Annotated in this window: 12 protein-coding genes; 8 read left to right on the forward strand and 4 right to left on the reverse strand. The window is 70.2% G+C overall.

The window, feature by feature from the left end; genetic code table 11:
- The first annotated feature begins 11 nt into the window (after nucleotides 1-11).
- Nucleotides 12-1571 carry a tryptophan halogenase family protein gene (locus FBZ89_RS12800; RefSeq protein WP_145750344.1) on the forward strand — a complete coding sequence of 520 codons (1560 nt, stop codon included), beginning with the start codon at nucleotides 12-14 and terminating at the stop codon, nucleotides 1569-1571.
- Between the two features lie 16 nt (nucleotides 1572-1587).
- On the opposite strand, the gene scpC is transcribed toward FBZ89_RS12800, so the two are convergent.
- Nucleotides 1588-3105: a succinyl-CoA:acetate CoA-transferase ScpC gene (scpC, locus tag FBZ89_RS12805; RefSeq protein ID WP_145750345.1), complete on the reverse strand. Its 1518-nt coding sequence runs from the start codon at nucleotides 3103-3105 to the stop codon at nucleotides 1588-1590.
- Nucleotides 3106-3421: 316 nt separating this feature from the next.
- Between scpC and FBZ89_RS12810 the strand changes: the two genes are divergently transcribed.
- The 4 genes from FBZ89_RS12810 (at nucleotide 3422) to FBZ89_RS12825 (ending at nucleotide 6547) form a co-directional block, all read left to right on the forward strand.
- On the forward strand, nucleotides 3422-3778 hold the full coding sequence (locus tag FBZ89_RS12810; RefSeq protein WP_145750346.1) for a hypothetical protein: 357 nt from the start codon (nucleotides 3422-3424) through the stop codon (nucleotides 3776-3778).
- Nucleotides 3779-3998: 220 nt separating this feature from the next.
- On the forward strand, nucleotides 3999-4187 hold the full coding sequence (locus FBZ89_RS12815; RefSeq protein ID WP_145750347.1) for a DUF1656 domain-containing protein: 189 nt from the start codon (nucleotides 3999-4001) through the stop codon (nucleotides 4185-4187).
- 11 nt (nucleotides 4188-4198) lie between these two features.
- Entirely contained in the window at nucleotides 4199-5119 is a 921-nt protein-coding gene (locus tag FBZ89_RS12820; RefSeq protein WP_145750348.1) for an efflux RND transporter periplasmic adaptor subunit, read from the forward strand.
- Between the two features lie 3 nt (nucleotides 5120-5122).
- Complete coding sequence (locus FBZ89_RS12825; protein ID WP_145750349.1) at nucleotides 5123-6547, forward strand: efflux transporter outer membrane subunit; 1425 nt, start codon at nucleotides 5123-5125, stop codon at nucleotides 6545-6547.
- Here FBZ89_RS12825 and FBZ89_RS12830 read toward each other — a convergent pair.
- The gene (locus FBZ89_RS12830; RefSeq protein WP_145750350.1) at nucleotides 6544-7440 is read right to left on the reverse strand and encodes a LysR family transcriptional regulator; all 897 of its coding nucleotides are present in this window, start codon (nucleotides 7438-7440) and stop codon (nucleotides 6544-6546) included. The genes FBZ89_RS12825 and FBZ89_RS12830 overlap by 4 nt on opposite strands.
- A gap of 9 nt (nucleotides 7441-7449) precedes the next feature.
- Nucleotides 7450-8358, reverse strand: a complete 909-nt coding sequence (locus FBZ89_RS12835) for a LysR substrate-binding domain-containing protein (RefSeq protein ID WP_186457330.1) — start codon at nucleotides 8356-8358, stop codon at nucleotides 7450-7452.
- A gap of 149 nt (nucleotides 8359-8507) precedes the next feature.
- On the opposite strand from FBZ89_RS12835, the gene FBZ89_RS12840 reads away from it, so the two are divergent.
- The 3 genes from FBZ89_RS12840 (at nucleotide 8508) to FBZ89_RS12850 (ending at nucleotide 12658) form a co-directional block, all read left to right on the forward strand.
- Nucleotides 8508-10481, forward strand: a complete 1974-nt coding sequence (locus FBZ89_RS12840) for an FUSC family protein (RefSeq protein ID WP_186457331.1) — start codon at nucleotides 8508-8510, stop codon at nucleotides 10479-10481.
- A gap of 281 nt (nucleotides 10482-10762) precedes the next feature.
- A complete protein-coding gene (locus FBZ89_RS12845) occupies nucleotides 10763-11146 on the forward strand; it encodes a response regulator (RefSeq protein ID WP_145750353.1) in 384 nt (127 codons plus the stop codon).
- A 63-nt stretch (nucleotides 11147-11209) separates the two neighbouring features.
- Complete coding sequence (locus FBZ89_RS12850) at nucleotides 11210-12658, forward strand: PleD family two-component system response regulator (protein WP_145750354.1); 1449 nt, start codon at nucleotides 11210-11212, stop codon at nucleotides 12656-12658.
- Nucleotides 12659-12788: 130 nt separating this feature from the next.
- Here the strand turns inward: FBZ89_RS12850 and FBZ89_RS12855 are convergent, their stop codons facing one another.
- Nucleotides 12789-13562 carry a glycosyltransferase family 25 protein gene (locus tag FBZ89_RS12855; RefSeq protein ID WP_186457332.1) on the reverse strand — a complete coding sequence of 258 codons (774 nt, stop codon included), beginning with the start codon at nucleotides 13560-13562 and terminating at the stop codon, nucleotides 12789-12791.
- Nucleotides 13563-13719 lie beyond the last annotated feature (157 nt).

Here is a 13719-nt window from a genome sequence, read left to right on the forward strand (position 1 = left end):
GAGCAGAGTTGATGACAGTCGAGCGAACCATCCTGATCGTCGGTGGCGGCACGGCCGGTTGGCTGGCCGCCGCCTACCTCGCCCGGTACCTGGGCGTGCGGGAAGGCGGGGCGATCGGCATCACCCTGCTGGAGGCGCCGGACATCGGCATCGTCGGGGTGGGGGAGGGGACCTTCCCCACCATCCGCGGCACCCTGAGGTTCCTGGGCCTGAACGAGGCCCAGTTCATGCGTGACACCTCCGCCACCTTCAAGCAGGGCATCCGCTTCGCCCGCTGGGTGGACGGGGGCGAGGGCGACAGCTTTTTTCATCCCTTCGAGGCGCCCTTCCCCACCGATGGTGCCGGCCTGGTGCCCTACTGGCTGCTGCAGGACGGCGACCGCCGCCCGCCCTTCGCCCAGGCCATGACCTTCCAGCAACAAGTGACCGATGCCCGGCGGGCGCCCAAGCGCGGGCCCGAGGGTGATTTCGAGGCGCCGCTGAACTACGCCTATCACTTCGACGCGGCCAAGGCCGCCCAGGCCCTGGCCGCCCGCGCGCGGGAGCTGGGCGTCCGGCACCTGCGGGGCACGGTGACGGATGTGGCGCTGGCGGCCGACGGCGCCATCGCCCACCTGGTCACGCGGGAATACGGGGCGATCGCCGCCGACTTCTATGTGGATTGCAGCGGCTTCCGGGCCGAGCTGATCGGCCGCGCCCTGGGCGTGGCGCAGAAATCGGTGAAGCCCATCCTGTTCACCGACCGCGCGCTGTCCTGCAAGGTGCCCTACGGGGCGGCGGACGGACCCTTGGAAAGCTGCACCCTGGCCACGGCGCACGCGGCGGGCTGGACCTGGGAGATCGGGCTGGAGGGCGCGCGCGGCGTGGGCTGCGTCTATTCCAGCGACCACATGTCGGACGACGAGGCCGAAGGGGTTCTGCGCGCCTATGTCGCCCCCCACCTGGGGCCTGGTGTCGAGCCGCCGGCCCCGCGCAAGACCGCCTTCGACGCCGGCTATCGCGAGACGCCTTGGGTCAAGAACTGCGTCGCCATCGGCCTGGCGGGCGGGTTCCTGGAGCCCTTGGAGTCCACCAGCGTGGTGCTGATCGAGGTGGCGGTGGGCATGCTGGCGGAGCTGTTCCCCCATGACGGCAACTGGGCCGCGCCGGCCGCCCGCTTCAACGAGCTGATGACCCGGCGCTTCGAGAACATCGTCAATTTCCTGAAGCTGCATTACTGCCTGAGCCGGCGGGAAGAGCCGTTCTGGCGCGACAACCGCGACCCCGCCACCATCCCGGCGGCCTTGCGCGACCTGCTGGCGCAGTGGCGCACCCGGCCACCCAGCCGCTTCGACTTCGCGCTGGATCTGGAGGCCTTCGCCTTCTTCAACTACCAGTACATCCTGTACGGCATGGGGTTCGCGACCGACCTGTCGGCGGCCCGCGCCGCCTTTCCCCAGGCGGAGGCGGCGCAGAAGACCTTCGCCCGCATCCGGGCCTATGGCGACCACGCCACCCGGGACTTGCCCGCCCACCGGGCGCTGATCCGGCGCATGAACCAGATCAGCGCGCTCGGCAAGGTCGGTACCTGAGGCCCGGCGCCGGACTTTACGCCGACAGGGCCTCCGGCGCGGCTTCCGCCAGCATGCTGCCGGTCTCGCGCGCGCGGATGTGCCAGCTGAACGCCTCTTCCAAAACGTGCGGGGTCTGGCCGCCCCGGGCCACGGCCCGGCGCACATAGTCGGCCATCTGCCCGTGATAGCTGGGGTGCAGGCAGTTCTCCATGATCGCCCGCGCCCGCTCCCGCGGGGCCAGGCCGCGCAGGTCGGCCAGGCCGCGCTCGGTGACGATCACGTCCACGTCATGCTCGGTATGATCGACATGGGTGACCATGGGCACGATGCTGGAGATGCGGCCGTCCTTGGCCAGCGACTTGGTGACGAAGACCGACAGCTGGGCATTGCGGGCGAAATCGCCCGAGCCGCCGATGCCGTTCATCATGTGCGTGCCGTTGACGTGGGTGGAGTTCACGTTGCCGTAGATGTCGCACTCGATGGCGGTGTTGATGGCGATCAGGCCCAGGCGGCGCACCACCTCGGGATGGTTGCTGACCTCCTGCGGGCGCAGGACGATGCGGTCGCGGTAGCCAGCGATGGCGGGCATGACGCGTGCCATGACCGGCGCCGTCAGCACGATGCTGGAGGCCGACGCGAAGGCCAGCTTACCCGCGTCGAACAGGTCGAAGGCGCTGTCCTGCAAGACCTCGCTGTACAGCTCCAGGTCGGTGAAGGGGCTGTCCTTCAGGCCGGCCAGCACGGCGTTGGCGATGGCGCCGATGCCGGCCTGCAACGGCGGCAGGTGCCGGGGCAGGCGGCCGGCCAGCACCTCCTGCTCCAGGAAGGTGATCAGGTGGCGCGAGATGGCGGCGGTGTCGGCATCGGCCGGCTGCAGGGTGGTGGCGCTGTCCGGCTGGTTGGTCACCACGATGGCGGCGATCTTGGCCGGGTCCACCGGGATGGCCGGCGTGCCCACGCGGTCCGACGCCTTGGTCAGTTCGATGGGCTCGCGCGCCGGGCGGCGCTTGGGGATGTAGATGTCGTGCAGGCCCTCCAGGTCCGCCGGCTGGGCCAGGTTGATCTCCACGATCACCTTGTCGGCCAGGATGGCGAAGCTGGCGGAATTGCCCACGCTGGTGGTGGGGACGATGGCGCCCGTCTCGGTGATGGCGGTGGCCTCGATGATGGCGCAGTCGAGATGCCCCAGCGCGCCGGACCGCAACTGTTCCACCATTTCCGACAGGTGCTGGTCGATGAACATGACCTCACCCCGGTTGATGGCCGCGCGCAGGCGGGCGTCGGCCTGGAAGGGCAGGCGGCGCTTCAGCATGCCGGCGTCGGCCAGCATGCCGTCCAGGTCATTGCCCAGCGAGGCGCCGGTCAGCAGGTTGATGTGCAGGGGGGCGGTTCGGCCGCGATTGATCAGGGCCAGGGGAACGGCCTTGGCATCGCCGGCGCGGGTGAAGCCGCTCATGCCCACCGTCATGCCGTCCTGGATCAGGGCCGCCGCCTGTTCCGCGCTCATGACGCGGTCGTGCAAGCTGCTCAGACGAATTCGCTCTCTAACCATGTTCTTGTCCGTTGTTCGTCACCGGCCGCCTGGGTGGCCAAGGACCCTTGGTCATTGCGGTCCCTGCGGCGTGCGGGCACCGAATATTTGGGGCCCTGCGCCACCGCCCCTCCAATAGTTTCTCAAGGGCGCGACGATCACGGATTCTGATCGTGGGCCTGGGTCCGGCCATATTTAATAGATATCGAAGATGCCATTTCGATATATTAGACGCACCGCAGCAGCCGGGCGCATAGTTCATCTCACCAACGACCGCGCCGACTGAAGGCGCTGTACCTGACAGGACGCGGCCCGGTTGATTGATGGAGATGCTTGAATGTTCGCCCCGCTGAAGAATTCGTCCCGCAAGGTTGCCGTTGCCGCCGCCGCCCTGTCCTTCCTGGCGCTGTCCGCGCCGCTGAGCGCGAACGCCGCGGGCACCGAGGTGGTGGTGACCCCGGCGGTCAGCCAGGCCTGCCAGGCCATGGGCCTGCACCCGGCCAATTCCGACTTCGCCGCCTGCGTCAACGTGCTGACCCATGTGAAGGGCGCGCATGCCCAGGTGTCGGCCCAGGTCGGCCGCGAGCAGCAGGCCTGCGCCGCTGCCGGCGCCACCCCCGGCTCCGCCGATTTCAACGCCTGTGTCGACAATCTTGACGCGGCGCTGACGGCGCAGGCCCTGTCGGCCAACTGACAGGGTCTCTGCGGGGCGGGGAGGGCCACATGGTCCAGGGGCGGTTGATCCGGTTCCGCCCCCCTCCGCCCCCTTCGTGACGGTGCCCGCCGGCCCCCCTCCCATCGGGTCGCCGGGCACCTCACGCTCAAGGAAAGGACGCGGCAAGGGGAGCACCCGGGCCGCGTCCTTTTCTTTTCCACGCTTTCTTTCCCATACTGGCAAAGAGGTTCTGTCCGTCATGGCCGAATTGGATGTCGCCGGCATCTTCATGGCCCCCATTGTCGGCTATGTCGCCGTCGCCCTGGTGCTTTTCCTGCTGCTGCGTGGTCTGCTGGCCCATCTGGGCTTCTGGCGCGCCGTCTGGCACCCCGCCCTGGTCGAGGCGGCCCTGTTCTCGATTCTCCTGTCCGGTCTGGTGCTGCTGTGAACGCCCGCCTCATGACCCTGGCGCGCGCCGTGGGGCGCGGGGCCGCCACCCTGGCCATGGTGGCGCTGGCCATCCTGCTGATCGGCGCCCTGTGGCAGCGCTACATGCTGGCGCCCTGGACGCGCGACGGCCGCGTGCGGGCGGAGGTGGTGGACGTGGCGCCGGAGGTGGCCGGCACCATCGTCGACATCCCCGTGCACGACAACCAGCTGGTTCATAAGGGCGACGTGCTGTTCGTCATCGATCCCGTGCGGTTCCGCATCGCCCAGGACCAGGCCCGCGCCGCCGTTGCCGCTGCGCGCGACGACCGGGCCCTGAAGCTCAGCGACGCGCAGCGCCGCCAGGGCCTGGCCGGCGTGGTGTCCGAGGCGGAGCAGGACCGTTTCCGCAGCACCGCCAGCGTGGCCACGGCCCAGCTGGACGCGGCGCAGGCGGCGCTTGACCTGGCCACCCTGAACCTGGAGCGTTCCGTCGTGCGGGCGCCGGTCAACGGCTACGTCACCAACCTGCGCCTGCGGGTGGGCGACTACGCCACGGTGGGCCAGCCCCGGGTGGCGGTCATCGACACCGACAGTTTCTGGGTGTCGGGGTATTTCGAGGAAACCAAGCTGGCGCGCATCCACGAGGGCGACGCAGCCCGCATGAAGCTCATGGGCTATGCCGCCCCCCTGGCCGGCCATGTCGAGACCATCGCGCGGGGCATCAACGACCGCAACAGCGCGCCCAACGCCTATGGCCTGCAGGACGTGAACCCGGTCTTCACCTGGGTGCGGCTGGCGCAGCGCATCCCCGTGCGCATCGGCATCGACACCGTGCCGCCCGGGGTGGTTCTCGCCGCCGGCATGACCTGCACCGTGTCGGTGGGGAATGAGGCGGCCCGCCCGGAAGGCGTCGTGGGCCGGGTGCTGGCCCGCCTGGAATCGAGGATCTGAGCCATGATCCGCCGTAAGGCCCTGGCCGCCCTGGTGCTGGGCGGCATGGTGTCCGCCTGTACCGTGGTCGGCCCCGACTATAAGCCCATTCCCCTGGATGGCCTGCCCCAAGGCTGGACGGAACACCTGCCGCCCGCGGCCGGCTTGGATGCCATGCGTGCCTGGTGGGACAGTTTCCAGGACCCCACCCTCAGCCGCCTGGTGCGGGCGGCCATCGCGGATAATGAGGACCTGAAGATCGCGCGCCAGCGCCTGGTGCAGGCCCGCGCCGCCCGTGTCATCGCCAAGTCCGCCGACCTGCCGGACGTGCGGCTGGGTATCGACCCGGCCCTGCAACGATCCAGCGAAAACGTGGATTGGCCGCCGGGCATCGGCAGCTATCACACCTGGCAGGCGGAGCTGGACGCGACGTGGGAGATCGACGTCTTCGGCGGCACCCGCCGGGCGGTGGAGGCGGCCGACGCCGACATCGCCGCGACGGAGGAGGGGCGGCGCGCCATCCTGGTCAGCCTGCTGGCGGAGGTGGCGACGGACTACGCCCGCCTGCGTGCCGCCCAGCTGCGCCTGACCATCGCCCGCGACAACATCGCGGTCGCGGCCAAGGCCCTGGACCTGGCGCAGCGCGCCTATCAGCGCGGCCTGGGCACCGTGCTGGACGTGGCGCAGGCCAGGACCCAGTTGGAGACGGTGCAGGCCGCGACCCCGCCGCTGGAGGCGGCGGTGGCGCGCATGAGCCACGCCATCGCCGTGCTGCTGGGCCGCTATCCGGGGGAGCTGGAGGCGGAATTGAGCCAGCCGGCGCCCCTGCTGTCCGTGCCGGACAGCCTGCCGGTGTCCCTGCCGTCCGAGGTGGTGGCCAACCGGCCGGACATCCGCCAGGCCGACCGGCGCTATGCGGCGGCCAACGCCCGCATCGGCGTCGCCACCGCCGCCAGCCTGCCCCACTTCGCCATTCCGCTGACCCTGCTGCCCCAGGCGGCGGACCTGGGCAAGCTGTTCAGCCTGGCCAGCCTGACCTATTCCCTGGGCGCCCAGGTGACGGGCCCCATCTACAACGGTGGCCGCGACGACGCCCGCATCACCCTGGCCAAGGCGGAGGCCGAGGCCGCGCGCATCAATTACGAGCGCACGGTGAAGGAGGCGCTGCGCGACGTGGAGGATGCGCTGGTGAACTACCAGACGGAAACCCGGCGGCAGCAGACGCTGGTTGCCGCCCGCAGCGACGCGGCCCAGGCCCTGGACCACGCCACCCGCCTCTACGGCGCCGGCCTGACCGACTTCCTGAAGGTGCTGGATGGCGAGCGCCAGGCCTATCAGGCGGAAGACCGGGAGGCGGAAAGCCGCCTGGCCCGGGTGGAGCACGTCATCACGCTCTACAAGGCGTTGGGCGGCGGCTGGCAGGGTGTGGACCTGGATGCCGGCGATTAGGCCTCCGCCGCCGCGCCGGCCAGGCTGACGAAGGCCCGCACCGCCGGCGCCGGATCCTGGGGACGGTGGGCCAAGGCCAGGGTGTATTGGATGTCGGCATCGGCCAGGGGGCGGTAGACCACGCCCTCCACGGTCAGCCAGGCGATGGACCCGGGCAGGAGCGATAGGCCCAGGCCGGCGGCCACCAGCCGGACGGTCAGCGATATCTGCGGCACCGACTGCACCACCTGCGGGGTAAAGCCGTGGCGGCCGCACAGGTCGTCGATCAGGCTGCGCAGCTCCGCCGCCCCGGCACGATGGTGCAGCACCATGGGCTCTGCCGCCAACGCCGCCACCGGGATGGCGTCCAGCGCCGCCAGCGGATGGCCGGCCGGCAGCGCCGCCACCAGGCCATCCGGCCGCAGGGGCAGCACCGTCACCCCGGGCGGCAGGCTGAGCGGCGGCAGGCGGACGAAACCGACGTCCAGGGTGCCGGCGGCGATGGCGGCCAGCTGCGGCCCCACCGCCATTTCCACCAGGTGCAACTCCACCGCCGGATGGCTGCGCCGGAAATCACGCAGCACCGCCGGCATCAGGGCGCCGACACCGGCGGAGCCGACGAAGCCCACCTCCAGCTTGCCGACTTCGCCCCGGCCGGCCAGGCGGCCGATGGCTTCCGTCCGTGCCGCCTGCTCCAGGGTCTTGCGCGCCTCCGTCAGCACCAGGGCGCCGGCGTCGGTCAGGCTGATGCGGCCCCGCGCGCGGTTCAGCAGGGGCGTGCCGACCTGCCGTTCCAGGGATTGGATTTGCTGGGTCAGCGCCGGCTGCACGATGTGCAGCCGCTCGGCGGCCCGGCCGAAGTGCAGTTCTTCCGCCAGCAGGACGAAGGATCGCAAGAGTTTCAGTTCCAGCATGGCCGTGCCTCAGGGCGTGGGAGTGGTGCGGACGGCGGCGGCGCGGCGCGCCTGGGTGACCAGCGCCCGCACCGCGGCCGTCCCCTCATTGGCGCGGTAGACCAGCATGATGGGGGCCGTGTCATAGCCGCCTTTCAGGTCCAGCAACCGCACCCCTTCCAGGCGCATGTTGCGCATGCTGTCGGGCGCCAGCGCCACGCCCAGGCCCGCCTCCACCAGGTTCAGCAGGGGTGGGAAGGCCGGCACCTCCTGCACGATGCGGGGGCTGAACCCCGCCTCGCGGCAGGCGGCGATGATGATGTCATAGATGTTGGGGCCGGCCGTGCGCGGGATGATCAGGAAATCCTCATCCGCCAGATCCGCCAGGTCCAGGGCGGCGGCCCCGGCCAGGCGGTGGCCCATGGGCAGGGCGGCCAGCAGCCTTTCCTCGACCACGGCATAGGTGGCCAGGCCCGGTATTTCCGCCGTTCGGCCCCGCACCAGGGCCACGTCCAGGGCGCCGTCGCGCACGGCGTCGGTCAGCTGGCCGAAATCGTTCAGCTCCAGCGTCAGCTGTACCCCCGGATGCTGGGCACGATAGTCGCGGATCAGCCGGGCGATCCAGGGATGGGCCGTGACCGACATGCTGAGGCCCATACGCAGGCGGCCCTTGTCGCCCCGCGCCACCTGCCGGGCGTTGGCCAGCGCTTGGTCGATGTGCGCCAGGATGGCCTTCGCGTCTTCCAGGAAGGTCGCGCCGACGGCCGTCAGCTCCACGCCGCGCGACAGGCGATGGAACAGCGGGCTGCCGATCTCCCTTTCCAGCTGCTGGATCTGCTGGCTGAGCGGTGGCTGGCGGATGCCCAGCTTTTCCGCGGCCCGGGTGAAGTGCAGTTCCTCGGCGACGGCGGTGAAATAGCGCAGGTGGCGGATGTCCAAGGCGGCGCGTCCTGTCGGTTTTGGATATCGAAAAGCATCCAGCCATATATTGGACCGTAGGCGGGGGTATGGAGCATCATCCAAATCGATGAACTGGCCGGCGTTCCACTCATGGGATGGCCGGCACCCGACCTTTGGCGTTTCCATCCGTGCCGCTCACCTTCCCCATCCGGTATGCCACCACCCTGGTTCCCAGATGGGGGGTTCCCAGCTGGGGGGTTCCCAGCCGGGGGGCGTTGGGCCATGCCGTGCGCACGGTGGTGGCGGCCCTGCTGGCCCTCTATCTCGCCTATGCCCTGCAGCTGGAAAGCCCGCAGACGGCGGCGGTGACGGTGCTGATCGTCAGCCATCCCATGAGCGGCGCCGTCATCGCCAAGAGCGTGTGGCGCATCGCCGGCACCCTGGTGGGGGCGGCGGCGGCCTTGGCCCTGATGGCGGGCTTCGGTCAGTCGCCGGAAGCCTTCCTGCTGCTCTACAGCCTATGGCTGGCGGGTTGCGTGGCGCTGGCCACCCGCCTGCGCCGCTTCCGGTCCTACGCTGCCGTGCTGGCGGGCTACACCCTGGCCCTGGTGGCGCTGGGGGCGGTGGACGACCCCTTGCGCACCTTCGACATCGCGGCCGCCCGCGTCGCCGCCATCGTCGTGGGGGTGCTTGCCAAGATGACGGTGTCGGGCATCGTCTGGCCGGTGACGGCGGCCCAGCGGCTGGACAGCCGGGTGGGTCGGGTCACCGCCGCCGTGACCGATGCGCAGGCCCGGGACCTGACCCATGACCTGACCGGTGCCGGCGCGCCCGGCCCGTACCGGGACCTGTTGGCGGAGCTGCAGGGACTGGACGACCTGGCGACCTACGCCGCCGTCGAGTCGGTCGCTTTCCGCCGCCAGGCCGACGGCGCCCGGATCGCGGCGGCCGCCCTGTTCGGGCTGCTGGCCCGGGTGGACGCCGCCCGGCGGGCGCTGGCCGTGCTGCCGGCCGCCGGGCCGCTGCTGGCTTGCCTGACGCCGCTGGGCGCGGGCGACGGGCCGGCCTTTCGCGCCGCCGCCGCCGCCGCCCGCCGCCGCCTGCGCGCCGCGTTGCGCCTGGCCCGCCGGGCGGCCGATCCGGCGTCCATCGCGGCGGCGCACCAACTGGGGGAGGTGCTGGACCTCATGGTTCAGGTGGCGGTGGCGCGCGATCCCACACGACGCCTGTCCTTCACCCTGCCGGAGCCGGCGGACGGCCCCCTGGGCAGCGCCGTCATCGCCGCCCTGCGCACCCTGATCTCGGTCGGTCTGGCGGCGGGCTTTTGGGTCGCCACCGAATGGCCGGCCGGCACCATCATGGTCAGCTGGACCAGCGTCTTCGGTGCCCTGCTGGCCAGCCGCGCCAACCCCGAACAGGTCAGCGTCCAGATCTTCCGCGCCGCCCTCTGGGCCGGGCTGTTGGCCCTGCCCGTCACCTTCCTGGCGCTGCCGGCCCTGTCGGAGTTCTGGGGCCTGTCCCTGGTGCTGGCGCCGGTCATCCTGGTGGCCGCCTTGATGTCCCAGCGGCCTGGGCGCGGTGACTTCGGCGCCTTCATGCCCCTGCTGTTCCTGACCCTGGTCGCGCCCACCAATCCCATGACCTACGACCTCCAGGGCTTCCTCAACACCTTCGCCGCCATCGTGCTGGCCGCCCTGTGGATATTGCTGACCTACCGGTTGATCCTGCCGGTGGACGGGCGGGGGGAGGTGCGGCGCCTGCTGGGCAGCTTCACCGCCAGCGTGCGGACGCTGGCCGGCGGCGCGGCGTCCCCGCCGGATGTCGCGGCGTGGGAATATCGCCACCATCACCGGCTGGCGCGGCTGGCGGCATGGGGCGGGCGGGGGGACGACCGTGCCCTGGCCACGGCGCGCGCGCGCATGGACGTGGGTCGCGCCCTGATCGCCATGCGCGCCCTGCTGCCCGCCCTGGCGCCCCAGGATCGCCGCCGGGGCGACGCGGTCATGCGGGCGCTGGGGCGGTTGGTGGAGGAGCCGGCGCGCCTGTCCTCCTTCGCGCGGCGCGCCGGACGGCGGCTGGAGGTCGCGGCCGCCGACGCGGCCGGTCCCCGGCGCCACGGCCTGCTGGACCTGGCCGCCTGGTGCCGGCAACTGGCCGGCTAAGACCTGGGGTTGAGGCGCCCCCATCTGGTCAATTCACGGATTCGCCGGCGCTGTGAATGATAGCGCTGCCGATTCTCCCTGGTTTAACCAAATTTCCGGATTACCTGTTGGAGAGGCAGGGGCGCCACGGGGGTACCCACAACGCCTAGAACAGGGGAATGGCGCCGCCATGGCGACGCGACATCGAACAGCGGGAGCGTAACCCGCGAGTGCGCCGGATGACGGTTGTACCCGTCCGGCTTGTCCCTTAGTGTAGCCGCCACATCGCCACGGACCGCCTCATGGCCACGGTTGCCGCCAAAAAAAAATGTGTCCTCATCGTCGAGGACAACGAGCTGAACATGAAGCTCTTCAACGACCTGCTGGAGGCGCACGGCTATCGCACGGTGCAGACCCGCGATGGCGGCATGGCCGTGGAACTGGCGCGGACACACCGTCCGGATCTTATACTTATGGACATACAGCTTCCGGAGCTTTCCGGTCTGGACGTGACGCGCTGGTTGAAGGAGGATCAGGAGCTTGGGTCGATCCCCGTCATCGCCGTCACGGCCTTCGCCATGAAGGGTGACGAGGAGCGTATCCGGGAGGGCGGTTGTGATGACTACATCGCCAAACCCATCTCGGTTGCCACTTTCATCCGGACAGTTCGGCGCTTTCTGGATTAGGGTGCGCAATAGTACCTTGGAATAAGCCGCGTCTTCCCCTGACGCGGCGGAATAAGTGGTGTCATGTCGGCTCGCGTCCTGGTCGTTGATGATGTCCTGCCCAACGTCAAGCTGCTTGCGGCGAAGCTGACGCGCGAGTACTTCGACGTCATCACCGCCAGCAGCGGGCCCGAGGCGCTGGAGAAGATCAAGGCGCAGGCGCCCGACATCGTCCTGCTGGACGTCATGATGCCCGGCATGGACGGCTTCGAGGTGTGCGAGCGCATCCGCAGCGACCCCGCCATCATGCACATCCCCGTCGTCATGGTGACGGCCCTGTCCGACATCGCCGACCGGGTGCGGGGACTGGAGGCCGGCGCCGACGACTTCCTGACCAAGCCGGTGAACGACGTGGCGCTGTTCGCCCGCGTGCGCTCCCTCGTCCGTCTCAAGATGATGATGGACGAATGGCGCCTGCGCGAGAGCACCTCGGGCCAGCTGGGCATGCTGGTCTCCACCGACAGCATGCACAACCAGTCGGCGGAGGGCGCCAACGTCCTGGTGGTGGAGGACAGCTCCATCGACCTGGACAAGATCACCGAGACGCTGGGCCGCGACCGGGGCCGCGTGGTGGCCGCCGACACCTGCGCCACCGGGCTGGAGCGGGCGCTGGCCGGCGACTTCGACTTCATCGTCATCAGCCTGACGCTGATGCGCGAGGATGGCCTGCGCCTGTGTTCCCAGCTGCGCTCGCAGGAGAAGACGCGCCAGGTGCCCGTGCTGCTGGTGGCCGACGAGACCGACATCGACCGCGTGGCCAAGGGCCTGGAGCTGGGCGCCAACGATTACCTGATCAAGCCCATCGACCGGAATGAGCTGATGGCCCGTGCCCGGACCCAGATCCGGCGCAAGCGCTACCAGGACCGGCTGCGCGCCAATTATGAGCAGAGCCTGTCGCTGGCCCTGACCGACAGCCTGACCGGCCTGTTCAACCGCCGCTACCTCAGCGCGCACTTGCCGCGCCTGCTGGACCGGGGCGGGGACAACCACAAGCCGGTGGCGGCCCTGCTGTTCGACATCGACCATTTCAAGGTGGTGAACGACACCTATGGCCACGGCGTGGGTGACGAGGTGCTGAAGGAGGTGGCGCTGCGCGCCAGCCGCAACCTGCGGAACTTCGACCTGGTGGCCCGGCTGGGTGGCGAGGAATTCGTCGTGGTCATGCCCGACACGGACCTGGCCGCCGGCGTGCTGGTGGCCGAACGCCTGCGCCGCCGCATCGGCGAGACGCCGTTCAACGTCACCACCGAGGGCGGGGAAATCACGGTCACCATTTCCGTTGGCGTGGCCGTGGCCGCCGGCGCCCAGGGGCCGGACGGCCGCATGGAGACGGGCGACAGCCTGCTGCGCCGGGCCGACATGGCCCTTTATGAGGCCAAGCGCGCCGGCCGCAACCGCGTCGTGACGGACAGCAGCCTGGACGCCGCGCCGCTGGGCCATGCGGACACGCCGGACATCAGCCTGCTACGCTGATTTTCCCTCAAGCGCCGGGCGCCGCCATCCGGCGGCTTGGCTATCCTCGCATTCCAGTCCGCTTCGCTTCGCGGAATGCTGCGGAGGCCGGCAGTCGCCGGCCTTGATCGCTTCGGGTTATCGGGGAGGTTCAGCCCCGGTACAGGCGCTTGCGCACGCTGTCCGACAGGCGTTGCCAGCGGCGGGCCAGCTGGATGGCCAGGGGCTGGCCCTCGTGCCGGCCGGCGGGTCGGGCGCCGATGCGCGAGTCCATGTCGGTGCGCTGACGCACGGGGATGGGGCGCACCAGGTAGGGGGCGATGCCGTTGTCCCAATAGCGGTCCATGGTCTGGTCCACCGGCATGAAGATGCGCCGGCCGTAGTCCAGCATGCGCCGGGCCCCGTCCAGGCGGATGAGATAGGCGCCGAAGCCTAGGACGTGGGTGCCCAGGCGCACCAGCTCGCCATCGCGCAGGGTCTTGACCGTGCGGCCCCGGAACTTCGCCGTCTTGGGCTCACGCACGCGGGGGCGCAGGGATTCCAGCCGCACCACCTGCCATTCCGGCGCCGGGTCGGCCAGCAGATCCTCCACAATGCGGGGCAGGGCCGGGCTCAGCTCCACATCGTCCTCCAGGATCAGGGCGGCGGGAATGCTTTCCCGCGCCATGCGCTCATAGAGGCGGTAGTGGCTCAGATAGCAGCCGATCTCCGTGTCCAGCATCTCCACGCCATAGACGCGCAGCGCCCGGGCGCGGTCATAAACGGTGCGATCAGCCTCGCTGAGGGCGCGGCCGTTCACCGCCGGGACGAACTCCACCGCGAGCCCCAGGCGCGCGCACTGCCCGGTCATATGGGCGCGCCGCACCGCGTCATGCTCAAGGTTGATGACGAAGATGGGGCAGGAGGGGGCAGGCACGGGGGCCATGGGGGCGCGCATCCCAAGGTTCTGGGCGCCCAGGGAAGGCCGGACGCCAGGCATGCCAATAGGAAAGGGCCGCTCCAGGAGCGGCCCTTCGCCTGACCAGTGTCCATCGGTTCCAGTCCTGTGCCATCCGCCAAGGGCGGGGCACTAGCCCGGAACG

It is taken from the genome of Nitrospirillum amazonense (assembly GCF_007828045.1).
Classification (GTDB): domain Bacteria; phylum Pseudomonadota; class Alphaproteobacteria; order Azospirillales; family Azospirillaceae; genus Nitrospirillum; species Nitrospirillum amazonense_C.

Bases quoted from the DNA above. Each gene is read 5' to 3' on its own strand.
- FBZ89_RS12830 (WP_145750350.1), bottom strand. From the start codon at position 7,440: ATGCTGGAACTGAAACTCTTGCGATCCTTCGTCCTGCTGGCGGAAGAA.
- FBZ89_RS12845 (WP_145750353.1), top strand. From the start codon at position 10,763: ATGGCCACGGTTGCCGCCAAAAAAAAATGTGTCCTCATCGTCGAGGAC.
- FBZ89_RS12855 (WP_186457332.1), bottom strand. From the start codon at position 13,562: ATGGCCCCCGTGCCTGCCCCCTCCTGCCCCATCTTCGTCATCAACCTT.
- FBZ89_RS12800 (WP_145750344.1), top strand. From the start codon at position 12: ATGACAGTCGAGCGAACCATCCTGATCGTCGGTGGCGGCACGGCCGGT.
- FBZ89_RS12820 (WP_145750348.1), top strand. From the start codon at position 4,199: ATGACCCTGGCGCGCGCCGTGGGGCGCGGGGCCGCCACCCTGGCCATG.
- FBZ89_RS12815 (WP_145750347.1), top strand. From the start codon at position 3,999: ATGGCCGAATTGGATGTCGCCGGCATCTTCATGGCCCCCATTGTCGGC.
- FBZ89_RS12825 (WP_145750349.1), top strand. From the start codon at position 5,123: ATGATCCGCCGTAAGGCCCTGGCCGCCCTGGTGCTGGGCGGCATGGTG.
- FBZ89_RS12810 (WP_145750346.1), top strand. From the start codon at position 3,422: ATGTTCGCCCCGCTGAAGAATTCGTCCCGCAAGGTTGCCGTTGCCGCC.
- scpC (WP_145750345.1), bottom strand. From the start codon at position 3,105: ATGGTTAGAGAGCGAATTCGTCTGAGCAGCTTGCACGACCGCGTCATG.
- FBZ89_RS12850 (WP_145750354.1), top strand. From the start codon at position 11,210: ATGTCGGCTCGCGTCCTGGTCGTTGATGATGTCCTGCCCAACGTCAAG.